The sequence below is a fragment of the Arthrobacter sp. 210 2 genome (assembly GCF_059093025.1).
The window spans coordinates 19,568-44,430 of the sequence record NZ_JBNHIE010000006.1 but is presented as its reverse complement, the minus strand read 5'-3'; the positions used below and the strand labels follow the sequence as shown (position 1 = coordinate 44,430).

The following is a 24,863-nucleotide window of genomic DNA, read 5'->3' as shown; positions in this document are numbered from 1 at the left end:
CATGACCAAAAGCGCCGACACGCACTGCCCTTACTGCGCCCTGCAGTGCGCCATGACGCTCACGTCTCCAGCGGAACTGGCCCCGGCTACCCAGCCGGGGCCAGTCCCCGTGACTGCACTGCCTGCCCCGGCGTCCCCCGCCGCGGCTCCCGCTGCCCCTGCCGCCCTCCTCGAGGTCCAGGGACGCGACTTCCCCACCAACCGCGGCGGGCTGTGCCGCAAGGGCTGGACCTCCGCAACGCTGCTCAACCACCCGGGCAGGATCACCGAGCCACTGCTGAAGGGCCCGGACGGCGTCCACCGCCCCATCAGCTGGGAGCAGGCTTTGGACCTCGCCGTGTCCGCCGTGAAGGATGCCCGCGCACGCTACGGTGCGGACGCCGTCGGCGTTTTTGGCGGCGGCGGCCTCACCAACGAGAAGGCCTACATGCTCGGCAAATTTGCCCGGCTGGCCCTCGGCACGTCCCGCATCGACTACAACGGCCGTTTCTGCATGTCCTCAGCCGCCGCCGCCGGGATGCGGGCCTTCGGCGTGGACCGGGGCCTCCCCTTCCCGCTGGAGGCCCTGGACACGGCCTCCACCATCATGATGCTCGGTTCCAATGTGGCCGAGACCATGCCGCCCTTCGTGCAGCACCTCAAGGGAACGCGCGACGCCGGCGGCCTGATCGTGGTGGATCCGCGCCGTTCCGCCACCGCGGCCTTTACGTCCGACGGCGGCGGCATCCACCTCCAGCCCCTGCCGGGCACCGACCTCACCCTGTTGCTGGGCATCTCCCACGTGGTCATCCACGAGAACCTGGTGGACACTGCCTTTATCGAGGAGCGCACCTCGGGCTACAGCGCCGTAGTCCGCAGCGTCAACTCCTTCTGGCCTGAACGCGTACAGTCCCTCACCGGCGTCCCGGCCGAACTCATCCGGGAAACCGCCCGCCGGCTGGCAGCCGGAGCCCGCCAGGGCGGCAGCTATATCCTTACCGGCCGGGGCGTGGAACAGCACATCGACGGCACCGACACCGCCACCGCCGCCATCAACCTCAGCCTCCTGCTGGGCCTGCCGGGCTCTGCCCGCAGCGGCTACGGTACGCTCACCGGCCAGGGCAACGGCCAGGGCGGCCGCGAGCACGGCCAGAAGGCGGACCAGCTGCCCGGCTACCGCAAGATCACCGATCCCGCCGCCCGCGCCCATGTGGCCGGAGTGTGGGGCGTTCCGGAAGAACTCATCCCCGGGCCCGGGCTGCCGGCCGTACAGCTCCTGAAGTCCCTGGGAAAGCCCGACGGCGTCCGCTGCCTTTTTGTCCACGCCTCCAACATCGCGGTGGCCTCCCCCGACGCCAACGCCGTAATCGACGGCCTGCGCAGCCTGGACTTCCTGATGGTCTGCGACTTCTTTATGTCCGAGACAGCCGCCGAGGCCGACCTTATCCTTCCCGTCCTCCAGTGGGCCGAGGAGGAGGGCACGCTGACCAACCTCGAAGGCCGCGTCCTGCGCCGCCGCCGCGCCCTGACACCGCCGGCCGGAGCCCGCAGCGAGCTGTGGATCATGGCACGCCTGGCGGAGGCCCTCAATGCTCCCTCCAGCTACAGTGAAGACCCGGAAACCGTCTTCGAGGAACTCCGGCTGGCCTCCGCCGGCGGGCTCGCCGACTACTCCGGAATCGACTACGCCATGCTCGACCGGGGAGAGGCCGCCTACTGGCCCTACCCCGCGGGCAGCACCGGAACGCCGAGGCTGTTCCAGGACCGCTTTGCGCACCCCGACGGCAAAGCCGTGTTGACCCCGGTGACGCCCCGCCGCCGTCGTACCCCCGCTGCCAATCCGGACCCGGCCGCGAAAACCATGACCCTCATCACCGGCCGCCTCCTGGAGCACTACCAGTCCGGCGCCCAGACCCGCCGGGTGACCGAACTCCTGGCATCACAGCCGGAAGCGCAGATGCAGATCCACCCGGCGGCAGCGGAAGCGATGGGCATCACCGCCGGCTCCCTGGTGTCCTTGGCCAACGAACGCGGCGAGGTGGTGTGCCGGGCTGAGCTGAGCACGGCCATCCGCCCCGAGACGGTCTTCCTGCCCTTCCACTTCCCCGAACTCGAAAGCGCCAACCGCCTGACGGAGGCCGCCACGGACCCCGTTTCCGGGATGCCCGAGTTCAAGTTCAACAAGGTTTGGGTCCGGCCGGTGGCCGCTCCCCTTTCCAGCAACGTGCTTCAAACGACGGAGGCCTCATGAGCGAGCAAATTGTCATTGTGGGATTCGGCCCGGTGGCGGCCCGGCTGGTGGACGAGCTGCTGCCGGCCGTGCGCGCCGGACACGCCCGCCTGACGGTGGTCGGAGAAGAAGCCGAAGCCGCGTACAACCGCGTCCTCGTGGCCGATCTCGGGGTGGGACGCACCACCGCCGACGCGCTGGCACTGTCCGACGCAGACGCACTGGCCGCCGACGGTGTTGACGTCCGCCTGGGCGTCCGCGTCCGCCGCGTGGACCGCGCCCGGCAGCAGGTCCTCCTGTCCGACGGCTCCACCGCCCATTACGACCGGCTGGTGTTCGCCACCGGTTCCCGTCCGGTGATCCCCAACCTCACCGGCATCAACCCCGATCCCTCCTCCCCTGTCCTTCCGGCGGGTGTGACGGCGCTGCGGGACCTCCGCGACGCGGATGTGCTGCGGCAGGCCGTGGACGGCGGCAAGCGCGTGGTGGTCCTGGGCGGCGGCGTCCTGGGCCTGGAAACAGCGCTGGCCGCAGCCGAGGAAGGCGCCACCGTCACCGTGGTCCACAATGGGCCGCACCCCCTGGGCCGCAACATCGACCGCGGCGGCGGGGCCGTCCTGGCGGCCGGCCTGCGCCGCTGCGGCGTCCGGATGGCCGGCAACGCGCGGTCCACCGGGGTTGAGCACAACGCCCCCGACGGCGGCTTTTCCGCTCTGCTGCTTGACGACGGTTCGGCGATTGACGGGGACCTCCTGGTCATCTCGTGCGGGGTTCGTTCCCGCACCGAACTCGCCGAAGGCTGCGGACTGTCCACATCCGCCGGGATCCTGGTGGACCACCGGCTCCGGGCGCATCACGAGCCGCACATATTTGCCATCGGCGACTGCGCGGAGGTGCGCTGCCCGGATCCGGAGTGTGCAGCCTGCCGCAACGCCAAAGGCCCATCCGGCCTGGTGGGTCCGGGCTGGCGCCAGGCTGAATGGCTGGGTGAGTACCTGGGCCTCCTCGCTGCAGGCGCCGTGGAGGACGCTGACCTGCTGCCGGAACTGCCTGCTGAGCAGCCCGGCGTGATTGTCCTCAAGGCACGCGGCATGAACATGGCAGTGGCCGGGGACAACAGCGCCGAGCCGTGGGACGAGGAAGTCCTGACGGCGGGTGCAGTGAACGGGCGGCCACGCCTGCAGATCGCCCAGTGGGCGGATCCGGAGCACGGCCGCTACGTGAAGATGACCACCCGCGGCGGCGTGCTGGAAGGCCTGGTGTCGGTGGGAATGCCGCGCACGGCGGCCGAGCTGGTGGGGCTCTTCGAGCGTTCCGCCGAGCTGCCCGCGGACCGGTCACTGCTCCTGCGCCTCGATGGGCCGGACGGGCTGCCCGGTGCCGGGGCTGCCGACCCGCAGAGCACCGTTTGCCGGTGCGCAGGCGTCAGCGGGGCGGCGATCCAGGGAGCGGTCGAGGACGGCTGCTCCACCGTTTCCGAGGTATCCAAGGCAACCCGTGCCGGCACCGGCTGCGGCGGCTGCCACGAAGACATCAAGGGGCTCATCGAAAAACACTTCTCCCCAGCCGCCCCCTAACCTCGCAAGGCCGCACCGGCTCCCTGCCCTCGCAAGCTCGGCCCGGGGCCCTCGCCGGAGCGGCTCCACGGTCAGGGAACCCGGCGGCCGTGGCCCCAGGCGGTCTCGGCCGCCTAGTTAACCAGGCCCCCGGTGGTTGAGCCTGTCGAAACCGGAGCTCTTACACCGGAGCCTTTGGAATGATGATCCACAGCGCGATGTAGACCAGCTCGCCGATCCCCACCAGGCCGAAGATCACGAAGCCCAGCCTGACCAGGAATTTCGGGAGGCCGAACCGGGCAGAAAGGGCCGCGCAGACCCCGCCGATCATCTTTCCGCGGCGGGGCCGTTCAAGTGCCATTGACACGGGACCGCCCTACCCTTCAGCCCGTGCTTCATCGGCGGCGAGCTCGCCGCCGGCCACAGCCTCGGCGTACTTCGTGAGGTCCGGCCCGGGCTGGAAGTCCACGAACTGGTCCTTCAACTTCTCGAACAGGAACTTGTACACCTCGTCCTTGTCCTTGCCGGACAGGGATGATGCTGCTTCCCGGACCGCTTCCTGCAACGCCCGGTCGGCGTCCAGCAGAATCTTGTCGCGTGCCTGTTCGTTCCACTTGACGTCATTCAGTTCCACGAGCTGCTCCTTGCGTCGATGGCTGGTGCCGGGACGGGTCCGGAAATCCGCTGATGAATACCGGCCGTTCCTTCGAGGAGTCTATGCAGATGGCACCGGGAGGGTCCAGAGTTCACTCAAAGGCTGAACACTCCCTTCGCCAGCCCGTATATCCCATAGAATCCGAGCGCGAGCAGGATCCCCAGATAGGCCAGCACAAGCCTCGTGTCACGCAGGAAGCACTTCGATTTCTTGAGTCCTTGCCGGCGGGCCTTCCAGTAGCCGATGACTCCGACAGCTGCGAAGGCGCTCAGGGCCACCGGGCCCGCCAGCCAACCCAGTAAGGCGATAGTGGCGAAGATGCACAGGCGCAGAGGATCGAACGGTGCCGCTGCCTGGCCCTCCGGACCGGACCCGCCACCGGGCTGGTTCCCGGCACGCGCGGGAACCACGAGTTCCGACGGCGGTGATCCGGCTGCAATGCGCCTGGCATCCGATGCGGAGCTCATCATTCCTCCTTAAACCTGGCGGACGGGGAGAAGTTCGCGGCCCGTTGCTGTGCTCATGCGCTGCCGTGACAAAGCCGGCCACGCCTGGACGGCACAGAAGGGAGCGCACTGGTGATCGCCGGCGTCGCTCTTTGTGCCAACGTGGACACAGCATTGCGTGAGCCGTTCCTCGATCATGGTGGAGATGTCCATGAAGGGCTTGACCATGATGCGCGTAATCCGTTCGCCCAGGAGCCGGCGCAACCGCTGTTGCTGCCCGGGAAGCTTGCCGGCAGCCAGGGTGGTGAGGGTGCCGATTCCGAGGTCGCACTGGGTGCAGATGTTCTTCCAGAGCTCCATGGTCCGTGGATGTGACAAAGAGGACTGTTCACTGAGCAGGTCCAGCAGGGAGGACTTCATGAGGTTGCGCAGCTCGAGCGGGATTGCACTGTCGGCGATGCGGTTGGCAATGCTGTCAGGATTGAGTTCCAGCCAGGCGAGGAGCTGGTCGTGCCCAATGAGCGCTGTCAGCGAACGCCAGACGCCTGCATCGTCCTTCAGCATGTAGCCCACGGACGCGCAATGCGGATGCGAGCACGGCAGGGCTGTCAGGTCGTGCCATGAGACCACGCCTCCGGTTTGCTCCGCGAGCCGTTCCAGCACCCCTGTGTGCGTGAGCCTGTCCGTGGGATCGATGCCGTGGCCGCGCCCTGAACCGAACACTGGCTGAAGCGCAACGCCACCCACGAACGGGGTTTCCAATGCCCTCATGACGACGGCGCCGACCTCGCCGTCGTTGACGCCGAGTGCCGCCGTCATCGTCAGGGTGGTGAAGATACCTGCCCCGGACAGGCGTGCGATGGCCATGTCCTTGAAGCGGGTCAGGTCTCCCCCGCGGTGGTGGATGGATGCTTCTTTGGACGGGCCGTCGTATTGGAGGTACACCTCCACGCGGTCCCGGTGCCTGGCCAGCAGTGCGAGGAGGTCATCATCGGTGGCCATAAGCATGCCGTTGCTGTTCACCATGATCCGGACGATGGGCCGGGCAACGAGCTCTTCCAGAAGTTCGGCCAGATGGGGATAAAGCGTGGGCTCACCGCCGGAGAGCATCAGCACGTCCAGCCGTCCGTTTTCGCGGGCAAGCCGGGTGTCGATGTTAGCCAGCACTTCGCTGAGGGGCGCGACTCCCTGCAGCTGGGGGCCGGAGGCGGTGAAGCAAGTGGGGCAGCGCAGGTTGCAGTGCTCAATGATGTCCTGCAGGAGAATGCATGTGTGCTGCGTCTGCATGGCGGGCAGCCCGTAGGCGTAGGCCTCCGGCACCTGGCGGTAATTGCCGGCCTGGTCCGGGATGTGTTGCTTGGTAGGCGCCTGCCACTTCTCCAGGTAGCGCAGGATTTCCGGAGACTCGTCGTACAACGTGCGGACCAGCCCGTGGTCCGGGCAGCCGCGTTCGAGCCAGACCCGGTCATCGCGGATCAGCAGCGCGCCGGAAAGGCGCCGGACCTGCGCGAGCGGGGGGTTTGTCTCGTGGCATTGGGGACAGAAGGCTGTCACGTACCGGTGAATGCGGTCCCCGCGCAGCGGCTGGCCGGGCCCGGGCAACGCCCGCTGGGAGGAGAACGGTGACTGATTCATTTCAGGCTCTCATCTGCGCGAGGTATCCGACGCAGATCCCGCCGCCGAACAGGGTGAAGAACCCCAGGCCAATCAGCAGCCCCGCACCCCACTGGGACGTACGCGGCATGGCCGCCAGCACAATCGCTACCATCAGATAGACCGCGATTGGTATGAACGTCGAGGGCCCAGTGAGTAAGCTCGTGTCCCTTGCATCCGGCGCGATACCACTTGTTCCCCCGAAGTAGAGGGCATAAAGGGCAGGAGTCCCCAACACAATTCCCAGCAGCATAGAGCCTCGTCTTGCTTCAGGAGGCTCCTCCTTTTCTTGCTGTGGTGGAGGCGGGTTCCTGGGAACGTCGGGGTTGTCCTCGCTCATACTGCTCGTTCCTCCAACTTCGGGCGGAGAGGTTTCCCGAGTACCCGCAGCATCCGCCGGAGCAGCAGGGGGAGAATCAGGCCGGGCAGTGCCTGCCGGGAAGAGAACGGTGAGGGATTCATCTCAGAAGTCACCCCTCATCTGCGCGGCAAGGCTTCCGACGCAGACTCCGCCGCCGAGCAGGGTGAAGATTCCCAGGCCAATGAGCAGACCCGCACCCCACCGGGACGTGCGGGGCCGGACCGCCAGGACCACGGCAATCGCCAGGTAGACGCCGACGGGAATGAAGGCGGACGGCCCGGTCAGGAAACGCATGTTTTGAGGTCCACCGAAAGCAATCGGTATCCCGACATAGGTGGCATAAAGGGCAGTAGTTCCGAACAGGATTCCGTACCCCATGGGTCCGAGCGCTGGTTCAGGGGGTTCTTCGTCGTCTTGGCGCCAATTGTCCTTGCTCATGCCGCTGTTCCTTCCAGTTTCGGGAGGAGGGGTTTCTTGAAGACCCGCAGCATCCGCCAAAGCAACAGGGGAAGAATTACCAGGAGGAACCATTGGGGACGGCTCATCCCCAGCCAGAGCACCTCATTGCCCCGGACAAATTCGACGCCGAACCGGAACAAGGCGTAGGACGTCACGTAGCAGATGAAGAGGTCGCCGGGGCGGGGCAGGCGGTCGCGATACCGCCACATGAGCGCGAATCCGGCCGCATGAAACACGATTTCGTAGGCAAAGGACGGGTGGAGGCCCACCCCCGGGATCCCGCCCAGCATTGCAGCCTGCCCGGGCGTGAGCGATATTCCCCACGCTCCCCCGGTGGGGGTGCCGGGCAGTTCCGTGAGGAGACAGCCCACCCGCCCTATCACCAGGGCCAGGGCGACCGCGGGCGCAAGCAAATCACCGGTGGGCTCGCGGTAACCTGTCAGGCGCTTGCCCAGGTGGACGCCGAGCCACGCGCCCACAAGGCCCGCGAGAATGCTGCGGTCGCCGTTGCCCCACCAGTCCGCCAAGGAGACCTGCCGGGAAAAGTCCCAGGTGAAGACCCGTGAGCCGATGGCCCCGAAGGCGAGAGCGAAACCGGCAATGGGCCACAACCGTGGGTCGGACAGGCCACGCCGGCGCTTCTCATAGGCGTAGAACAGAAGGGCTGCGAGGATTCCCAGCCCCAACAGGCCGCCGTGCACCAGCCCGTCTCCCGCGAAGGGAAGCCCGATCATGAGCAGAGTGTAGCAGTGCCCCTGCAGGCCTCCCGCAGCTACAGGTGCACGTGCAGGCGCCGCGCCGCTTCGGAGATGGACCCGGTCAGCGACGGGTACACGGTGAACGTGCTGGCGACGTCATCCACATGCAGCTTCTGCTTGACCGCGATGGAGATGGGGAAGATCAGCTCCGACGCGTTGGGGCCCACCACAACGCCGCCGATAACGGTGCCGGAGCCCTTGCGGGCAAAGATTTTCACGAAGCCGTCCCGGGCGTTGCGCATCTTTGCCCGGGCGTTGCTGCGCATTGAAAGCTTCACGACGTCACCCTGGTACTTGCCGGAATCGATGTCAGCTTCCGAGACGCCCACGTTGGCGATCTCCGGGGAGGTGAAGATGTTCGAAGCCACCTGGTGCAGCTTGAGGGGTGTTACCACGTCGCCCATGAAGTGCGCGACGGCGATCCTGCCCTGCATGGCGGCCACGGAGGCCAGCGGCAGGACGCCGGTGCAGTCGCCCGCGGCGTAGATGTTCGGCGCCGACGTGCGGGAGACGCCGTCCACCTTGATGTGGCCGCTCTCGCTGAGCGCCACTCCGGCTTCCTCCAGGCCAATGCCGGCGGTGTTGGGAATGGATCCCAGGCAGAGCAGGCAGTGGCTGCCGGTCACCTTGGTGCCGTCGCCCAGGGTGACCACTACGCCGTCGTCGGTCCGTTCCACGGCCTCCGCACGCGAGCGGGACAGGACCCGGACGCCGCGGCGTTCGAATACTTCCTCCAGCACGACCGCCGCGTCAACGTCCGAACCGGGAAGCACCCGGTCACGGCTGGAAATCAGCGTCACTTTCGAGCCGAGGCCGTTGTACGCGGAAGCAAATTCGGCGCCGGTCACACCGGAGCCCACCACAATCAGGTCCTCGGGCAGCTCATCCAGGTTGTAGATCTGTGTCCAGTTGAGGATGCGTTCGCCGTCCGGCCGTGCGGTGGGCAGCTCACGCGGGTGCGCGCCAACGGCCAGCAGAATGGTGTCCGCCTCCACGATCTCCGTGCCGTCCACCGTGAGGACCTCGATGGTGTGGTTGTCCAGCAGGCGGCCGGACCCGGCAAGGATGCGCACGCCCTGGCTCTCCAGGCCGTCGTGGATGTCCTTGGACTGGCTGCGGGCCAGGTTGAGCAGGCGGTCGTTGATGTGTTTCAGGTCCGCCCGCATCACCGGCACAAAGTCGCCGCCGTCGACGTCGAACTTCACGCCCAGCTCGCCCGCCTCGGCGACGCGGGTCATCAGGTCCGCCGTGGCGATCAGGGTCTTGGACGGCACCACGTCGGTGAGCACGGCGGATCCGCCCAGCCCGGCGCGTTCGATGATGGTGACCTGCGCCCCCAGCGAGGCGGCCACCATGGCGGCTTCGTACCCTCCCGGACCACCTCCCAGGATTGCGATCCGGGGCGAACTGAAATCTGGATGCGTAGTCACAATGAATCATTCTCGCTTATCCCCGCCGCAGTACCAAGAATTTCCGGCGCCGGCGGAACGGCGTGTACTGGGCGCACCAGGGGCGGCAGGATAACTTGTACCAGTGAGTACAACAGACTTCCTGAACACGGATCCCTTCGCCGCCGCACGCGCCGCGGCAGACTACATTGCCGAAGAAACAGGAGTGGACAGCCACGACGTCGCCCTGGTGCTTGGTTCCGGCTGGGGCGCAGCAGCAGACCTCATCGGCGAAACCACGGCCACCCTCTCCGCCGAGGAGGTGCCCGGCTTCCACGCCCCCGCAGTGGAAGGGCACGTGGGCACTATCCGCTCCGTGCTGACCCGCGACGGCAAGCGCGCCCTGGTCCTGGGCGCACGTACCCACTACTACGAAGGCAAGGGAGTGCGCGCCGTGGTGCACGGCATCCGGGCCGCCGCAGCGGCGGGGTGCAGCACCCTGGTCCTCACCAACGGCTGCGGCGGACTCAACGAGGACTGGGCCCCGGGCACGCCGGTACTCATCAAAGATCACATAAACCTCACCGCGGCCTCGCCCCTGGAAGGCGCCACGTTCGTTGACCTGACAGATCTTTACTCTTCCCGGATCCGCGGGCTCGCCCGTGAGGTTGATCCCAGCCTTGATGAGGGGGTGTATGCCCAGTTCACGGGTCCGCATTACGAGACGCCCGCGGAGGTGCAGTACGCCAAGCGCATCGGCGCCGACCTGGTGGGTATGTCCACAGCACTGGAGGCCATCGCCGGGCGGCACGCCGGGATGGAGGTGTTCGGCATCTCGCTGGTCACCAACCTCGCGGCCGGCATTAGCCCCCAGCCGCTGAGCCACCAGGAAGTCATCGAATCAGGGCAGGCTGCCGGCCCCAGAATCTCAAAACTGCTCGCCGACATCATCGTCAAACTCTGAAAATGCGGAGTCACTTCAGGCCCATTTCGGCGCCTGCTTCGGGCCGCCTCTGACCCCGCGTGGCATGAAGTGAGGGAGCAATGACGATAGGTTTATGCCCATGACGTCTTCCGGTGCCGATTTACGCCTGCTCGATGAAGCCCGCGAATGGGCTTCCCAAGATCCGGATCCCGCAACGGCGGCTTCCCTCCTTGAGCTCGTCAGGTCGGTCGAAGACGGGGACGCTGCGGCACGGCAGGAACTGGAAGACAGCTTCCAGGGCACCCTCCAGTTCGGCACCGCGGGACTGCGCGCTCCCTTGGGCCCCGGGCCCAACCGGATGAACCGCGTGGTGGTGCGGCGCGCTGCCGCCGGATTGGCGGCCTTCCTTGTTGACGCAGTCGGCAAAGCCTCGCCCGGAACGCGGCCACGCGCCGTGGTCGGCTATGACGCCCGGTACAACTCGGACGTTTTCGCGGTGGAAACTGCCGCGATCTTCACCGCCGCCGGGATCGAGACCTTCCTCATGCCGGCAGCGCTGCCCACGCCCCTGCTGGCGTACGCCGTCCGGGCATTGCAGTGCGACGGCGGCGTGATGGTTACTGCCAGCCATAACCCCCCGCAGGACAATGGTTACAAGGTCTACCTTGGCCGCCACGCCGTGGCCGCCAGTGGTAACGGCGCCCAAATTGTCACGCCGTACGATGCCGATATTGCGGCACGAATCAACGCCGTGGGCTCCCTGGACTCGATTGTGCTGGCGCCGGAGGGCTGGACCGTCCTGGACGGGTCCATTGCCTCTGACTACCAGCGCGCCACGGCGGAGCTTGCCCGGCGGGACCATTTTCCGGCGCGGGACCTCCGTATTGTCCTGACCCCCATGCATGGCGTCGGCGGCGAAACCGCACTGGCCGTATTGAACGCGGCAGGTTTCCGGGACGTCACCCTGGTGGCCGAACAGGCCGAGCCTGATCCGGATTTTCCCACCGTCAGTTTCCCCAACCCCGAAGAGCCCGGCGCCCTGGACCTTGCCCTGGAAACGGCAGCGCGGCTGGACGCCGACATCGTGATCGCCAATGACCCCGACGCCGACCGCGCGGCCGTTGCCGCCAAGGACCCGGACACGGGCGCATGGCGGATGCTCCGCGGCGACGAAGTGGGAGCCCTGCTGGGAGCGCACGTGGCGGCCAGGTTCGCCGCCGGCGCCACGGATGCGGGCGAGGCGGAGGGGTCGAAGGGCGTCTTCGCGAATTCGATCGTATCCTCGCGCCTGCTGGCCCGCATTGCGGCAGCTGCCGGCTTCGCCCACGAAGAGACACTCACCGGCTTCAAGTGGATCTCGCGGGTGCCGGGACTGGTCTACGGCTATGAAGAGGCGCTGGGCTACTGCGTGGCGCCGGACCAGGTGAAGGACAAGGACGGCATCTCTGCCGCCGTGCTGATCGCCGAACTTGCCGCCGCCGCGAAAGCCGACGGGAAGACCGTCTTTGACACCCTGGACGAGCTGTACCTGCAGCACGGCCTGCATGCCAGCGACCAGCTCAGCATCCGGGTTGCCAACCTGGGGCTCCTGGACGCCATGATGAACCGGCTGCGGGTTTCCCCGCCGGAATCCTTCGGGTCATCCACGGTGGAGGTTTTCACCGACCTGGCGGAGGGCACGGACCAGCTGCCGCCTACCGACGGGCTTCTGTACGTCACCCGCGACCTCACCAGGGTGATCATCCGGCCCAGCGGCACCGAGCCGAAGCTCAAGTGCTACCTGGAGGTCATTCACCAGGTGGGTGCCGCAGCGGAACTGCCGGCAGCCCGGCAGGCGGTGCGTGCTGCGCTGGACGAGGTGCTGCGCGATGTCAGCGAGGCTCTGGGGCTTTAAAACCCGAAAGGGCGCCCCACCGGGCGCCCTTTTCCTGCTTTGAGGTGTCGAAGCTGCCGGTTACAGCTCCACCTCGATGAATCCGTCGGCAATGCGGGTGCTGAAGGTTGCGATGGTCAGGCCGGGGGTGCTGAAGCATTCTCCGGTTTCCAGGTCGTAAACCTCTTTGTGCAGGGGCGATGCGATGGTGGGCCGGGTCCCCTTCGAGCCGAGGATTCCGCGGGCCATGACGTGCGCGCCGGTGGCCGGATCCTCATGGGCCACCGCGAAAACTTCACTGTGCCCGGTGCGGAAGAGCGCCAGCTGGCGTCCGGCGACGAGGGCGGCTTCACCCCAGGCGGGTTCCAGGTCCTCAACCCGGCACACGCGGTGCCATCCGGCGGTGGTCTCAGTTCCGGCTTCGAGTGCCCCAAGTTCCAGTGTTGCCGTCATGTCCGGCTCCTCTCCCTGTGCTGGTTGTCCCTGCGTTCAGCCACCTTTGCGGCCACGTTCCACGCTAGGGCGCGGGTGTTTCGTCGGCATGCAGTGAATGTGTCCGTCTCGTAAAAGACACCTAACCCGGCCGGAAATGCGTTCGTGATGCAGAAGTTAAGTTCGCGAAACAATTGGGAAACTGAAGCGAAACTGCGTCTCCCTAGTCTGGATGGACACTCGTCACCAGAAGGCTGCAGGAAACGCTGCGGCCCATGCGAAAGGCCCACAGTGACCGAACAGACTTCACGCACCGAGACTCCGCGCCGCATCGTCGTCGCCGGCGGCGGCCCTGCGGCCCACCGTTTTGCGGACGCAATGCATGCCCGCGGCCTCGACGGCTGGCATGTCACGGTCCTCACTGAGGAAACGCACCTCCCCTACGACCGTGTGGCGCTGTCCAAGGCCCTCACCGAAAAGGACGTTGACCTCACGCTGGGCGACGCGTCGATGTGGGACCACCCTTCCCTGGAGCTGAAGACCGGCGAGCGCGTGGTCAAGATCAATGCCGAAGCCAAGACGGTGGAAACCGCTGCCGGCACGGTGGTCGAATACGACGAACTGGTGGTGGCCACCGGCTCCAACGCGGCGCGCCTGCCGATTCCCGGCAACGAGCTCACGCACGTGTACCGCACGCTCGAAGACGTCTGGGCCATCAACGAGGCCATTACCCAGCTCACGGAAAAGTTGGGCCGCAAGGTCAACGCAGTCACCATCGGTGGCGGCCTCCTGGGGCTCGAGTCCGCAGCCGGCACTGAGCAGCTGGGCGCCAACCCGATCGTCATCGACGGTTCGCAGTGGCTGATGGCCACCCAGCTCGACGAAGGCGCAGGCCAGGCAATGGGCCGGCTCATCAAGGCAAAGGGCTTCGAAGTCCACGGCGGCGTCTTCCCGTCGGAAGTATTGTCCGACGACGACGGACAGGTCACCGGCGTCCTGATGGCCGACGGCCGCGTTATCGACGCCGACCTCGTGATCGTCGCCATCGGCGTCCGGCCGCGCGATGAACTCTTCCGCGCCGCAGAAGGCGAGGAGCAGATCTTCTCGCTGGGCCAGCGCGGCGGTGTGGTCATCAACGATTACTGCGCCACCGAAGTACCCGGCATCTGGGCCATCGGTGAAGTGGCCAACTTCGGCGGCATGTGCCTGGGCCTGGTTGCCCCGGCCAACACCATGGCCGAGATCGTGGCCGACCGCCTGCACGGCGGCGACGCCACCTTCCCCGGCTTCGACACCGCCACCAAGCTCAAGCTCTCCGGCGTGGACGTCGCCAGCTTCGGTGACGCGTTCGCGAAGACCGAGCACGCCCTCGAAATCGTCTACGCCGACCCCGCCCGCGGCGTGTACCAGAAGATCGTCACCACCGACGACGCCAAGACCCTGCTGGGCGGCATTTTCGTAGGCGACGCTTCACCGTACATGAGCCTGCGTCCGCTGCTGGGCCGCGAACTTCCCGCCGAGCCGGGCGCGTTCCTCAGTGCGGCCGGCGGCGGGGACGCCCCGGAAACCGAACTGCCGGACGACGCAACGCTCTGCTCCTGCAACAACGTCACCGCCGGAAGCATCCGAGACGCCATCAACGGCTGCGGCGCCTGCGACGGCAACGCCCCCGTCCAGGAGCTGGGCGAGCTGAAGGGCTGCACCCGCGCCGGTACCCAGTGCGGTTCCTGCGTCCCCATGCTCAAGAAGCTGCTCGAGACCGAACTGACCAAGTCCGGCGTCGAGGTCTCCAAGGCCCTGTGCGAGCACATCGAACTTTCCCGCCAGGAACTGTTCGACGCCATCCGTGTCCTGGAACTGAGCTCCTTCGAAGAAATCATGGCCAAGTACGGCACCGGCGCGGGCTGCGACATCTGCAAACCGACCATCGCCAACATCCTGGCCAGCCAGAACAGCGCCTACGTTTTGGATGCCGGCCGCGGCACCCTGCAGGACACCAACGACCGCGCGCTGGCCAACATGCAGAAGGACGGCACCTACTCGGTGGTCCCCCGCATCGCCGGCGGCGAGATCACCCCCAAGAAGCTCGGCGTCATCGCCGCCGTGGCCGAGAAGTACAACCTGTACACGAAGATCACGGGCGGCCAGCGCATCGACATGTTCGGCGCCCGGCTGGAACAGCTGCCCGAAATCTGGAAGGAGCTGGTGGACGCCGGCTTCGAGTCCGGCCAGGCGTACGGCAAGAGCCTGCGTACGGTGAAGTCCTGCGTCGGCTCCACCTGGTGCCGGTTCGGGGTCCAGGATTCGGTGGCAATGGCCATCCAGCTGGAGCTCCGCTACCGCGGCCTTCGCAGCCCGCACAAGCTCAAGATGGGCGTCTCCGGCTGCGCCCGGGAATGCGCCGAAGCCCGCGGCAAGGACGTGGGCGTGATCGCCACCGCCGACGGCTGGAACCTGTACGTCGGCGGCAACGGCGGTGCCACCCCGGCCCACGCCCAGCTGCTGGCCAAGGACCTCGACGACGAGACGCTCATCAAGTACATCGACCGCTACTTCATGTACTACATCCGCACGGCAGACCGGCTGCAGCGCACGGCCCGCTGGCAGGAAGAGCTCGACGGCGGCATCAAGCACGTCGAGGACGTGGTGGTCAAGGACACCCTGGGCATCGCCGCGGACCTTGAAGCAGCCATGGCAAAGCACGTGGACACCTACATCGACGAGTGGGCCGACACCCTCAAGGACCCCGAGCGCCTCCGCCGGTTCCGTTCCTTCGTCAACGCTCCGGACCAGAAGGACGACTCCATCACCTTCGTCCCCGACGAGCGCGGCCAGATGCGCCCCGCCACGCCCGAGGAAAAGGGCAAGGTCCTCATCGGCGCCTCCATCCCCGTGCGGTCCAGCAACGAGAACGAGGTATAGCCATGCAGCTCAGCATCGATCTCACCGGCCGCGAGGTCCTGGTGACCGGCTCAGACCACGCCGCGCGCCAGGCAGTACGCCGCTACGAAGCCGCGGGCGCCGTCGTCTACCGCCTGAGCACCCCGCAGGGCGCCGGGCATGACGGGCCACTGCCTGAGCGTCCCTTCCTGGTCGCAGCGGTCGACGACGGCCAGCCCGGCTGGGACGCCCTGCTGGAGCGGTGCCGCGAAACCGGCATCCCGGTAGCAGCCGAACCGGCGGCCGGCGCCGCGGGCCACGTCACCCTGGTGGGTGGCGGACCCGGCACCACCGAACTGCTGACGGTCGCCGCCATCAAGGCACTGCGTGACGCCGACGTCGTCTTCTACGACCGCCTGGCCCCGTACCAGGAGCTGCCGTCCCTCACCTCCGCAGAACTGGTTGATGTGGGCAAGAAGCCCGGCCACCACAAGGTGAGCCAAACCGACATCGAAAAGCTCATGGTGGAAAGCGCCCTGGCCGGCAACAACGTGGTCCGCCTCAAGGGCGGGGACCCCTACGTCTTTGGCCGCGGCGGCGAGGAAGTGGCCGCGTGCGTGGCCGCCGGCGTCAAGGTCCACGTCGTTTCCGGCGTCACCAGTGCCATCTCCGTCCCCGCGGCGGCAGGCATCCCCGTCACGCACCGCGAGGTCAGCCACATGTTCACGGTTGTTTCCGGGCACGCTCCGCTGACGGAGAAGGAACACCGGCACCTGGCCGGCCTGGGCGGAACAATCGTTGTCCTGATGGGCATCGGCACCCTCCACCAGCTGGCAGCCGGCCTGCGCAAGGCCGGGATGCGCCCGGACATGCCCATGGCCGTGGTGGAACGCGGCTACCGGCCCGGACAGCGCACCACCATCGCGAACCTCGGCACCATTACCTCCGCGGCTGCCGGGTGCAGCAACCCCGCCGTGCTGGTCATTGGCGAGGTGGTTCGCGTGGCAGAAGCCAACCGCGGGCATGCTGAGGCCGCCGCCGACCTGGACAGGCTGGCGGCCTCGCTGCTGGGTTCATGAAAGGATTGACCCCCATGACTGCACTTGCACCGGCCGAAGCGTCCCAGCTCGAAGAAGCACCGGACGCCGCTGAATCCCCGCTCGAGGGTTTCCGCATCGGCGTGACCTCCCACCGGCGCTCCCGCGACCTGATAGAGGCCCTGGAACGCCGCGGCGCCGAAGTGCTGCACGCCCCGGCGCTGAAAATCGCCCCCGTGCAGGAGGACATGCGCCTCATCGAGGACACCCGGGCCATCATTGCGGCCAAACCCGACCTCTGCATCGCCACCACCGCCTACGGCATGCGCCGCTGGTGCGAGGCCGCTGACTCCTTCGGCATCGGCGACGAACTGCTGGACACTCTGGGCGCGTGCCGGATGTTTGTCCGGGGACCCAAAGCCCGCGGTGCCGTCCGCGCCGCCGGCCTTGCCGACGTCGGAATCAGCAGCGACGAAACCACCGCCACGCTGGTGGACATGCTGCTTGCCGAGGGCGTCCGCGGCAAAACCGTAGCCGTGCAGCTGCACGGCTATACGGACGTACGCCAACTGGAGCGCCTGCGCATGTCCGGTGCCACCGTCCTGACCGTCACGCCCTACCGCTGGGTTAAGCCCGACGGCGAGGACAAGCTCCCCCGGCTCATCGACGCCGCCTGCACCGGCAACCTGGACGTCCTGACCTTCACCAGCGCGCCCGCCGTCGACGCGATGTGGAGCACCGCGCACGAGATGGGCGTGTACAAGCAGCTGATCGAAAGCCTTAAAACCAACGTCACCACGGCTGTGGTTGGCCCGGTCACGGCGCAGCCCCTGCTTGACGCCGGCGTGACACCGCTGATTCCCGAACGTTTCCGCATGGGCGCACTGATCCGGCTGGTGTGCGAGCACCTGGCCCTGAACCATGTCCGGCGGCTGGAAACCCGGTCCGGCAACATCGAGCTCCGCGGACGGAGCCTGCGCATCGACGGCCAACCCGTTGAACTGGCGCCCGCTCCCCTGCTGCTCCTCCGGGCGCTGCTCGGTGCCGGCGGCGCTGTCCTCTCCCGTGAATCGCTGTCCGACCTGCTGGAACTGCGCGGCTCCGTCCACGCGCTGGACATGACCGTGAGCCGGCTGCGGTCCTCGCTGCCGGACGGGCGCCTGGTGGAAACCGTGGTGAAGCGGGGCTACCGGATCCGCGTCTAGCGCCTGTTTAGTGCGCGGTGCGAAGCCGTTTGTGTCCGTTTCGGGCGGGATGAGAGGTGCGTCACGGGTTCTGTTACCGGCCGGTAAAAACTGGCGAACGCACCCCTCCCGGACCGGCAATGACGGGGAAACACAACGGTAAAAGCACACGCCTACGCTGGGTTGCATCACGAAGTTCCGGCCATTCCCGGCCGCCAGCGAAAGGGCCAGCACATGTCCGCTCCGGCACCCTCCACGTCCACCTCAGCAGCTACCCGCATCGTCATCGCCGGGGCAGGTCCCGCAGCCCAGGCACTGGTAAGGCAGCTGGACCTGGCCCGGTTCCCGGGCACCATCACCGTGTTGAGCAACCGGGATGACACCCCGGACGAACTGCTGGACCTGGCGCTGCTCCCCAAGGTGTCGGTACGGTTCGGCCAGCCGGCCAGCCACATCGATGCCGTGAACCGGACCGTCGCTACGGCGGACGGCATGGAGTTCGCCTACGACCACCTGGTCATCGCTACCGGATCCGCTCCCGTGGCCAACCCGGTGGAGGGCGCGGGCCAGTGCCTGAACTACTCCACCATCGATGACGCCGCGCGTATCGCCGAGGCCGTTGGCCAGGTGACCCGGGAACTGGGCAGGCGCCCGCTGGGAATCCTGGTGGGCAACGGCGCGGCCGCCGGCCAGGCCGAGGCAGTCCTGCGCGCCAGGGGCGTCCGTCCCATCCGCACCACGGCCCGCCCGGCGGCCGTCGTTCCCGGGAAGTCTGTCTCCGGGCTGGCAGCCTCCGCCGTGATTTTCGAGGACGGAAGCAGCATGAGCGGTGACCTGGTGGTCCTGGCCGAGGAGCGGGTCTCCCGGGACGACCTGGCCGCCACCGCCGGCCTTCTGACGGCACCTACGGGCGGGATCGTCATCAGCCAGGACTTCCGGACGTCCATCCCCGGAATCTGGGCGATCGGGGATGCGGCAGCGTTCGACGGCGTCCGGCTGGGCCTGCTGGTGGCCGCGGCTTCCGCCGCGGGTGCCTGCGCATCACAGCTCCTGACGGCCTCCGCGGCCGGGCCTGTCCTGCAGGCAGCCGCCTGACTTCCGGCGCCGGTTCCGGGCGCCCTGGGTGGGGGCCCGGCTGTGACAAGATGGTTCCCGAAACGAGTCAAGGACGCGCCGGGGCCCACAAGGCCCCTGGAGAGGACCATCATGAGCAACGAAGCCACCCCTTCCGTTCAACCAGCCGCCGCTGTTGCCGGGACCATCGCTTCCTACATCGACCACACCCTGCTGAAGCCCGAGGCCTCAGAGTCCGACGTCCTGAAGGTCTGCGCAGAAGCCGCCGAGTACAGCTTCAAGTCCGTGTGCGTCAACCCCATCTGGGTCAAAACGGTCAAGACCGCCCTCAAAGGCTCCGGCGTCCTCACCTGCTCGGTGGTGGGCTTCCCGCTGGGTGCCACACCCACGGATGTCAAGACGTTTGAGGCGCGCGGCGCCGTCCTGGACGGCGCTGACGAGGTGGACATGGTCATCAACATCGCCGCCGCACGGGCCGGTGACAAGGGAGCACTGACGGAGGACATCAGCTCGGTGGCCGAGGCAGTCCATGCCAGCGGAGCCATCCTGAAAGTAATCATCGAAACTGCCCTGCTGACGGACGACCAGAAGGTCCTGGCGTGCCAGGCGGCCGTAGCGGCCGGCGCCGATTTCGTGAAGACCTCAACCGGCTTCAACGGCGGAGGTGCCACGGTGGAAGACATCGCCCTCATGCGCAGGACGGTGGGGCCGGATCTGGGGGTCAAGGCCTCCGGCGGCGTGCGTTCCCTCGCTGACGCGCAGGCTATGATTGCTGCAGGTGCAACACGTATTGGCGCCAGCTCCGGCATTGCCATCGTCAAGGGTGAACAGGGTTCATCCGCCTACTGACGGCCGGCCGGGGGCAGCCACAGATTGAGCCCCGCGGGGCCGAGGAGGAACGAATGTCCAGCAAGATTACGGCGTCCAACCAGGGCTCACCATCGAACCAGGGCACTGTCCGCACTCCCCAGAATGAGAACAAGCTCTCCGGCAGCATCGTTCTCTTCGTTATCATCATGGCCCTGTTCCTCGGAGCTGTGTACTCCCTGTCCTTCCTGACGCTTGGCAACCCATGGCCGATGGCCGTCTGCCTGGGGCTCTTCGCCCTGGCCTTCTGGATCCCGCAGACCATCCTGGGCCGCTCGGACTCCGCCGGCGAGCACTGATTTCCAGGTAAGTAGCGCCAAATGTCGTTATGAGCGGTCAAAACGACACATACTGCTACCTGGTTGGGACATAAGCCAACGAAACCCCCGGGACGACTCCCGGGGGTTTCTGCGTTCATAGCCAGAGTTTCATCCAGGCACCGGCTGCCGCGGCCACCCTGGTCCACTGGTTCTGCGCGATGGACCAGCCGGCCACGCTGAGCCCCACCATGGCATAAGCGCTCACCGGGATCAGCACCAGCCATTCACGTTTGGACCCGGCCCTGCCCAGCAATGGCAGGGACAGTGCGCCGTTGGGCCGCCACACGTTCCGCAGCAGCGGGACCTTACGCAGCAGCTTTGGCGGCCGGATGACAAGCGGCCACAGCAGCGGCACTCCCCCGGTGGTGATCAGGTCGCCCACGATGTGCACTACCACGCCGATGAGCATGGACATGGGCAGCCACGTCCACTGCTCCGGTGCGTACACGGTGACCAAACCGGCCATGGCCAGCGCGAAGATCCAGTTGGTGACGAACCCGCTCTTGGGGAAGAGCTTCAGGGCCTTGGCCGCGATGTTGATCAGGAACATGCAGAGCAACCCGGCGCCCACGGACAGCAGGCCCCAGGGGGTCTCCATCTGGAACCGGGACGCCAGGGCGGCAAGGAGCACAAAGACGCCTGCGCCCAAGATTGAATGAGTGCCCTGCCGGTGCCCGCCGCTGGCGTTCTCGATACCCACGGCAATCACGTTGGACAGCGGCGGCAGCGAGTTGGCCACCGTACTGTGCCGGTGGTCCCAGTCGCACACCAGTGCTGTCCCCGCCGTCGCCATGCCGCCGATCAGGATGCCGGTGGCATCCAGCGGGTACCAGCCCAGGGTGTAGGGGCCGGTGGACGCAACAGCTACCCACGCCGCGGCTCCCGACGCGGCGTGGTGTCCTCCCATCATCCGTCAGGCCACTGTCAGCGGCTGGTCGGAAAAGATGTTGCGGATCACTCCGTTGGCCCATTCCAGGATTTCCGCGTCCTGCAGGTCCCGGCCACCGATCCGCGCCGTTTTTGGCTTGGGAATCAACACGGCGTCGAGTGCCGGCTTGGACTGAGAGCCCGGATACATCCGGGTCAGCCGCATGATCTTCGATTCCGGCAGTTGCGCCGGTGAGAACTTGATGAAGTTGCCCTGCAGTGCGACGTCGGACAGGCCGGCTTCGCGGGCACCCACCCGGAACCGCGCCACCGCCACCAGGTTCTGCGCGGGCAGCGGCGGCTCGCCGTAGCGGTCCACCAGCTCGGCCAGGACCTCGTCAATGGCCTCGTTGGTGAGGGCGGAGGCCAGCTTCCGGTAGGCCTCAAGGCGCAGCCGCTCCCCCGGCACATAGTCGTGCGGGAGGTGCGCATTGACCGGCAGCTCGATCTTCATCTCGGCGGCCTTTTCCTCGGCTTCGCCGCGGAAGTCGGCCACTGCCTCGCCCACCAGCCGGATGTAGAGGTCGAAACCCACTCCCTGGATGTGCCCGGACTGTTCGCCGCCCAGCAGGTTGCCTGCCCCGCGGATTTCCAGGTCCTTCATGGCCAGCTGCATGCCCGCACCCAGCTCGTTGTGGGCCGCCACGGCCTTGAGCCGCTCCAGCGCCACCTCGCCGAGCGGCTTCTCGGAGGGGTACAGGAAATAGGCATAAGCGCGTTCACGGCCGCGGCCCACCCGGCCGCGGAGCTGGTGCAGCTGGGACAGGCCGTACTTGTCCGCGCCGTCCACAATCAGGGTGTTGGCGTTGGAGATGTCCAGGCCCGTCTCGATGATGGTGGTGCACACCAGGACGTCGAAGCGCCGCTCCCAGAAGTCCACGATGATCTGTTCCAGCCGGCTTTCGGACATCTTGCCGTGGGCCACCTCCACCCGGGCTTCCGGAACCAGCTCACGGATCTTCGCCGCGGTCCGTTCAATGGTGGACACCCGGTTGTGGACCAGGAACACCTGCCCCTCGCGCATGAGCTCGCGGCGGATGGCGGCCGAGGTCTGCTTGTCCGTGTACGGGCCAACGTAGGTCAGCACGGGATGGCGTTCCTCCGGCGGTGTAGCCAGCGTGGAGGTCTCCCGGATGCCGGTGAGGGACATCTCCAGGGTGCGGGGAATCGGCGTGGCGCTCATCGCCAGCACGTCCACGTTGGTGCGCATCTTCTTGAGCGCTTCCTTGTGTTCGACGCCAAAACGCTGTTCCTCGTCCACGATCACCAGGCCCAGGTCCTTGAACTCGAAGTCCTTGGACAGCAGCCGGTGGGTACCGATCACCACGTCCACGGAACCGTTCTTGACGCCTTCGGCCGTCTCCTTGGCCTCCTTGGCGGCCTGGAAGCGGGACAGCGGCTTCACACGCAGGGGGAAGCCGGAGAAGCGCTCCGTGAAGGTCTCGTAGTGCTGCTGGGCCAGCAGGGTGGTGGGCACCAGCACGGCCACCTGTTTGCCGTCCTGCACGGCCTTGAAGGCAGCGCGCACCGCGATCTCGGTCTTGCCGTAGCCCACGTCACCGGACACCAGGCGGTCCATCGGGATTTCCCGCTCCATGTCCGCCTTGACCTCGTTGATGGTTGTCAGCTGGTCTGGCGTTTCCACGTACGGGAAGGCTTCCTCCAGTTCACGCTGCCACGGCGTGTCAGGGCCGAAGGCGTGCCCGCGCGAGGCCATCCGGGCGGAGTACAGCCGGATGAGCTCACCGGCGATTTCCTTGACGGCTTTCCGGGCTTTGGACTTGGTGCTGGCCCAGTCCGCTCCGCCCATCTTGCTCAGGACAGGGGTGTCGCCGCCCACGTAGCGGGTCACCTGGTCCAGCTGGTCGGTGGGAACGAACAGCCGGTCTCCCGGTGCGCCGCGCTTTGACGGCGCGTACTCCAGGACAAGGTACTCGCGGACGCCGTCGCCTCCACCGGCCACCTTGCGCTGGATGAGCTCCACGAACCGGCCGATGCCGTGCTGCTCGTGGACCACGTGGTCCCCCGCCACCAGCTGGAGCGGGTCCACGGCGTTGCGCCGCTTGGACGGCATGCGGCGCATGTCCTTGGTGGATCCGGCGGACGTGCGGCCCAGGAGGTCGGCTTCGGTGAGCAGGCCCAGCTTCAGGCCGTCCAGGACAAAACCGCGGCCGACGGCGGCAGTGGTCACTTCGATGATGCCCGCCTGGGGTTCGTGGTCCAGGCTGTCCACGCGGGCGCAGGGGATGTCAGCGTCGTGGAAGAGCTCGGCCAGGCGCTGGGCGGGGCCGGGGCCCTCGGTGGCCACCACGATCCGCCACTGGTCGCGCACGTGGGATCCGATGAAGTCCATCATTTCCGCCACGTCGCCCTGGTAGCCGCGCGGCTCGCGGGCGTGCAGGTTCAGGACGTCAATCTCGGGGAGGAGCTCCTCGTCCTGGGCGAGCGAGGTGATGGACCACCAGGACACGCCGTGCTCCAGTGAGGTTGTGCGGGTCTCTGCCAGGGACCGGAAGCTGGCCGAGTGGAGGGCCGCGGTGGCCTGGGAGCTCAGGTCCAGGGGCGCCGTCCCGCCGTCGGATGCCGTGGACCAGGCCGCCTCCAGGAACTCCTCGTTGGTGGCGGCAAGGTCGTGGGCCCGGGTCCTGACCTTTTCGGGTTCGATGACCACGGCAATGGATTCCGCGGGCAGCTGGTCCACGAACGGGACCATGGAGTCGACCAGCACCGGGGCGAGGGACTCCATGCCTTCCACGGCGATGCCGCCGGCGATCTTTTCCAGCATGTCGGCCGCGGCCGGAAGCTGGGACTTGAGCGTAGCGGCCCGGGACATCACGGACGGCGTGATGAGGATTTCGCGGCAGGGCGGGGCATGCAGTTCGGTGGGGTGGTGGATGCCGGGGGCGGACAGCGAGCGCTGGTCTGCCACGGCGAACCAGCGCATCTGGTCCACCTCGTCGCCGAAGAATTCCACCCTGATGGGGTGGTCCTCGGTGGGCGGGAAGACGTCAATGATGCCGCCACGGACAGCGAACTCGCCCCGGTGCGTCACCATGTCCACCCGCGCGTACGCAGCATCAGCGAGGCGGCGCACCACGTCCGTGAAGGAGACGTCCTGTCCCACCTTCAGCGTGACCGGCACCAGGTCGCCCAGCCCGGCCACGACGGGCTGGACCACTGCCCTGACGGGAGCCACCACCACCCGGAGCCGCCCCGCCGTCGAACTTTCAGGGTGCGCCAGGCGGCGCAGGACGGACAACCGGCGTCCCACGGTGTCCGAGCGCGGCGAGAGGCGCTCGTGCGGGAGGGTCTCCCAGCTGGGGAACTCCGCCACCGCGTCAGCCGGCAGGTAGGCGCGTAGTGCGGCGGCCAGGTCCTCGGCTTCGCGGCCCGTGGCGGTGACGGCCAGCACCACGCCGGGCTCTGCGTCACCGGGCTGTTCTGCCGTGGCGGCCGTCAGCCCGTCCGCCATTTCGGCGAGCAGTACGGCCCGCAGCCCGGCAGGTGCACTGATCTGGTAGTCCTGGCCCCGGACGGAAAATCCCCGGGCGGCCTCGGCCCGGACGCGGGCGAAGGTCTGGTCCGTGGCGAGTACGCGGCGCAGGCCGTCCAGTGACGGGCCGGGGGTGGATTGGCCAGCGGTGGACGGGCCGGGAAGGCTCATGGCAGAAGCTCCTGTGGTGTTCATGGATCGCAGGCAACGCGAAAACCCGAAATTCGCTGCGAATCCCGGGTACCCCCAGCCTACCGCGCACCGGCGACATGGCTGTGGCCGGATCCGGAAAGCCTTCACCGGATGTGGCGGCTAGGCTGGCCACACCGGCCAGGCAACCGGAGCCCCGTCCACAGTGGCTTCGGC

General features: G+C 67.3%; 21 protein-coding genes. 10 read left to right on the top strand and 11 right to left on the bottom strand.

The features are described 5' to 3' along the window. Position 1 precedes the first annotated feature (1 nt). Together AC5RWA_RS12780 and AC5RWA_RS12775 are read left to right on the top strand one after the other, a co-directional pair. Positions 2–2,230, top strand: coding sequence for a molybdopterin oxidoreductase family protein (locus AC5RWA_RS12780; RefSeq protein WP_494057903.1), 2,229 nt, complete (start codon positions 2–4; stop codon positions 2,228–2,230). Continuing rightward, complete coding sequence (locus AC5RWA_RS12775) at positions 2,227–3,786, top strand: FAD-dependent oxidoreductase (protein WP_494057902.1); 1,560 nt, start codon at positions 2,227–2,229, stop codon at positions 3,784–3,786. Before AC5RWA_RS12780 ends, AC5RWA_RS12775 begins: the two co-directional genes overlap by 4 nt. Before the next feature lie 160 nt (positions 3,787–3,946). Here the strand turns inward: AC5RWA_RS12775 and AC5RWA_RS12770 are convergent, their stop codons facing one another. The 8 genes from AC5RWA_RS12770 to AC5RWA_RS12735 all read right to left on the bottom strand — a co-directional run bounded on the left by AC5RWA_RS12770 (position 3,947) and on the right by AC5RWA_RS12735 (position 9,527). Continuing rightward, a complete protein-coding gene (locus AC5RWA_RS12770; RefSeq protein ID WP_115524321.1) occupies positions 3,947–4,126 on the bottom strand; it encodes a PspC domain-containing protein in 180 nt (59 codons plus the stop codon). Positions 4,127–4,141: 15 nt separating this feature from the next. Then, complete coding sequence (locus AC5RWA_RS12765) at positions 4,142–4,399, bottom strand: hypothetical protein (protein ID WP_115524322.1); 258 nt, start codon at positions 4,397–4,399, stop codon at positions 4,142–4,144. 116 nt (positions 4,400–4,515) lie between these two features. Next, positions 4,516–4,887 carry a hypothetical protein gene (locus AC5RWA_RS12760; protein ID WP_494057901.1) on the bottom strand — a complete coding sequence of 124 codons (372 nt, stop codon included), beginning with the start codon at positions 4,885–4,887 and terminating at the stop codon, positions 4,516–4,518. A 9-nt stretch (positions 4,888–4,896) separates the two neighbouring features. Further along, complete coding sequence (locus AC5RWA_RS12755) at positions 4,897–6,501, bottom strand: radical SAM protein (protein WP_494057900.1); 1,605 nt, start codon at positions 6,499–6,501, stop codon at positions 4,897–4,899. A 1-nt stretch (position 6,502) separates the two neighbouring features. Further along, positions 6,503–6,859 carry a hypothetical protein gene (locus AC5RWA_RS12750; protein ID WP_494057899.1) on the bottom strand — a complete coding sequence of 119 codons (357 nt, stop codon included), beginning with the start codon at positions 6,857–6,859 and terminating at the stop codon, positions 6,503–6,505. 123 nt (positions 6,860–6,982) lie between these two features. Beyond that, positions 6,983–7,318, bottom strand: a complete 336-nt coding sequence (locus tag AC5RWA_RS12745) for a hypothetical protein (RefSeq protein WP_115524326.1) — start codon at positions 7,316–7,318, stop codon at positions 6,983–6,985. Next, complete coding sequence (locus AC5RWA_RS12740) at positions 7,315–8,073, bottom strand: prolipoprotein diacylglyceryl transferase (RefSeq protein WP_494057898.1); 759 nt, start codon at positions 8,071–8,073, stop codon at positions 7,315–7,317. The genes AC5RWA_RS12745 and AC5RWA_RS12740 overlap by 4 nt, the downstream gene beginning before the upstream one ends. A 38-nt stretch (positions 8,074–8,111) precedes the next feature. Further along, entirely contained in the window at positions 8,112–9,527 is a 1,416-nt protein-coding gene (locus AC5RWA_RS12735; RefSeq protein ID WP_115524328.1) for an NAD(P)H-quinone dehydrogenase, read from the bottom strand. Positions 9,528–9,630: 103 nt separating this feature from the next. On the opposite strand from AC5RWA_RS12735, the gene AC5RWA_RS12730 reads away from it, so the two are divergent. After that, a complete protein-coding gene (locus tag AC5RWA_RS12730; protein ID WP_494057897.1) occupies positions 9,631–10,449 on the top strand; it encodes a purine-nucleoside phosphorylase in 819 nt (272 codons plus the stop codon). Between the two features lie 100 nt (positions 10,450–10,549). Further along, complete coding sequence (locus tag AC5RWA_RS12725) at positions 10,550–12,304, top strand: phospho-sugar mutase (protein ID WP_181884752.1); 1,755 nt, start codon at positions 10,550–10,552, stop codon at positions 12,302–12,304. A gap of 60 nt (positions 12,305–12,364) precedes the next feature. Here AC5RWA_RS12725 and nirD read toward each other — a convergent pair whose 3' ends face one another. Beyond that, positions 12,365–12,736, bottom strand: a complete 372-nt coding sequence (gene nirD, locus AC5RWA_RS12720; RefSeq protein WP_115524331.1) for a nitrite reductase small subunit NirD — start codon at positions 12,734–12,736, stop codon at positions 12,365–12,367. 270 nt (positions 12,737–13,006) lie between these two features. Between nirD and nirB the strand changes: the two genes are divergently transcribed. From nirB to AC5RWA_RS12690, 6 genes are all read left to right on the top strand, one after another. Further along, the gene (nirB, locus tag AC5RWA_RS12715) at positions 13,007–15,637 is read left to right on the top strand and encodes a nitrite reductase large subunit NirB (RefSeq protein WP_494057896.1); all 2,631 of its coding nucleotides are present in this window, start codon (positions 13,007–13,009) and stop codon (positions 15,635–15,637) included. A gap of 2 nt (positions 15,638–15,639) precedes the next feature. Continuing rightward, the gene (gene cobA / locus AC5RWA_RS12710) at positions 15,640–16,674 is read left to right on the top strand and encodes a uroporphyrinogen-III C-methyltransferase (RefSeq protein WP_494057895.1); all 1,035 of its coding nucleotides are present in this window, start codon (positions 15,640–15,642) and stop codon (positions 16,672–16,674) included. Between the two features lie 14 nt (positions 16,675–16,688). Next, positions 16,689–17,837: a uroporphyrinogen-III synthase gene (locus tag AC5RWA_RS12705; RefSeq protein ID WP_079595637.1), complete on the top strand. Its 1,149-nt coding sequence runs from the start codon at positions 16,689–16,691 to the stop codon at positions 17,835–17,837. Between the two features lie 213 nt (positions 17,838–18,050). Next, positions 18,051–18,911, top strand: coding sequence for an FAD-dependent oxidoreductase (locus tag AC5RWA_RS12700; RefSeq protein ID WP_494057894.1), 861 nt, complete (start codon positions 18,051–18,053; stop codon positions 18,909–18,911). Positions 18,912–19,022: 111 nt separating this feature from the next. Continuing rightward, a complete protein-coding gene (deoC, locus tag AC5RWA_RS12695) occupies positions 19,023–19,739 on the top strand; it encodes a deoxyribose-phosphate aldolase (RefSeq protein WP_275730336.1) in 717 nt (238 codons plus the stop codon). A 53-nt stretch (positions 19,740–19,792) separates the two neighbouring features. Next, complete coding sequence (locus AC5RWA_RS12690; protein WP_079595640.1) at positions 19,793–20,056, top strand: hypothetical protein; 264 nt, start codon at positions 19,793–19,795, stop codon at positions 20,054–20,056. Between the two features lie 115 nt (positions 20,057–20,171). Here the strand turns inward: AC5RWA_RS12690 and AC5RWA_RS12685 are convergent, their stop codons facing one another. Then, on the bottom strand, positions 20,172–20,987 hold the full coding sequence (locus AC5RWA_RS12685) for a metal-dependent hydrolase (protein ID WP_494057893.1): 816 nt from the start codon (positions 20,985–20,987) through the stop codon (positions 20,172–20,174). A 3-nt stretch (positions 20,988–20,990) separates the two neighbouring features. Further along, positions 20,991–24,668, bottom strand: coding sequence for a transcription-repair coupling factor (gene mfd, locus AC5RWA_RS12680; protein WP_494057892.1), 3,678 nt, complete (start codon positions 24,666–24,668; stop codon positions 20,991–20,993). Positions 24,669–24,863 lie beyond the last annotated feature (195 nt).

Coding starts and splice junctions, on each gene's coding strand:
- cobA (WP_494057895.1), top strand. CDS start 15,640: ATGCAGCTCAGCATCGATCTCACCGGCCGCGAGGTCCTGGTGACCGGC.
- AC5RWA_RS12685 (WP_494057893.1), bottom strand. CDS start 20,987: ATGATGGGAGGACACCACGCCGCGTCGGGAGCCGCGGCGTGGGTAGCT.
- AC5RWA_RS12780 (WP_494057903.1), top strand. CDS start 2: ATGACCAAAAGCGCCGACACGCACTGCCCTTACTGCGCCCTGCAGTGC.
- AC5RWA_RS12755 (WP_494057900.1), bottom strand. CDS start 6,501: ATGAATCAGTCACCGTTCTCCTCCCAGCGGGCGTTGCCCGGGCCCGGC.
- AC5RWA_RS12740 (WP_494057898.1), bottom strand. CDS start 8,073: ATGATCGGGCTTCCCTTCGCGGGAGACGGGCTGGTGCACGGCGGCCTG.
- deoC (WP_275730336.1), top strand. CDS start 19,023: ATGAGCAACGAAGCCACCCCTTCCGTTCAACCAGCCGCCGCTGTTGCC.
- mfd (WP_494057892.1), bottom strand. CDS start 24,668: ATGAGCCTTCCCGGCCCGTCCACCGCTGGCCAATCCACCCCCGGCCCG.
- nirD (WP_115524331.1), bottom strand. CDS start 12,736: ATGACGGCAACACTGGAACTTGGGGCACTCGAAGCCGGAACTGAGACC.
- AC5RWA_RS12705 (WP_079595637.1), top strand. CDS start 16,689: ATGACTGCACTTGCACCGGCCGAAGCGTCCCAGCTCGAAGAAGCACCG.
- AC5RWA_RS12760 (WP_494057901.1), bottom strand. CDS start 4,887: ATGAGCTCCGCATCGGATGCCAGGCGCATTGCAGCCGGATCACCGCCG.
- AC5RWA_RS12700 (WP_494057894.1), top strand. CDS start 18,051: ATGTCCGCTCCGGCACCCTCCACGTCCACCTCAGCAGCTACCCGCATC.
- AC5RWA_RS12770 (WP_115524321.1), bottom strand. CDS start 4,126: ATGGCACTTGAACGGCCCCGCCGCGGAAAGATGATCGGCGGGGTCTGC.
- AC5RWA_RS12750 (WP_494057899.1), bottom strand. CDS start 6,859: ATGAGCGAGGACAACCCCGACGTTCCCAGGAACCCGCCTCCACCACAG.
- AC5RWA_RS12745 (WP_115524326.1), bottom strand. CDS start 7,318: ATGAGCAAGGACAATTGGCGCCAAGACGACGAAGAACCCCCTGAACCA.
- AC5RWA_RS12725 (WP_181884752.1), top strand. CDS start 10,550: ATGACGTCTTCCGGTGCCGATTTACGCCTGCTCGATGAAGCCCGCGAA.
- AC5RWA_RS12775 (WP_494057902.1), top strand. CDS start 2,227: ATGAGCGAGCAAATTGTCATTGTGGGATTCGGCCCGGTGGCGGCCCGG.
- AC5RWA_RS12690 (WP_079595640.1), top strand. CDS start 19,793: ATGTCCAGCAAGATTACGGCGTCCAACCAGGGCTCACCATCGAACCAG.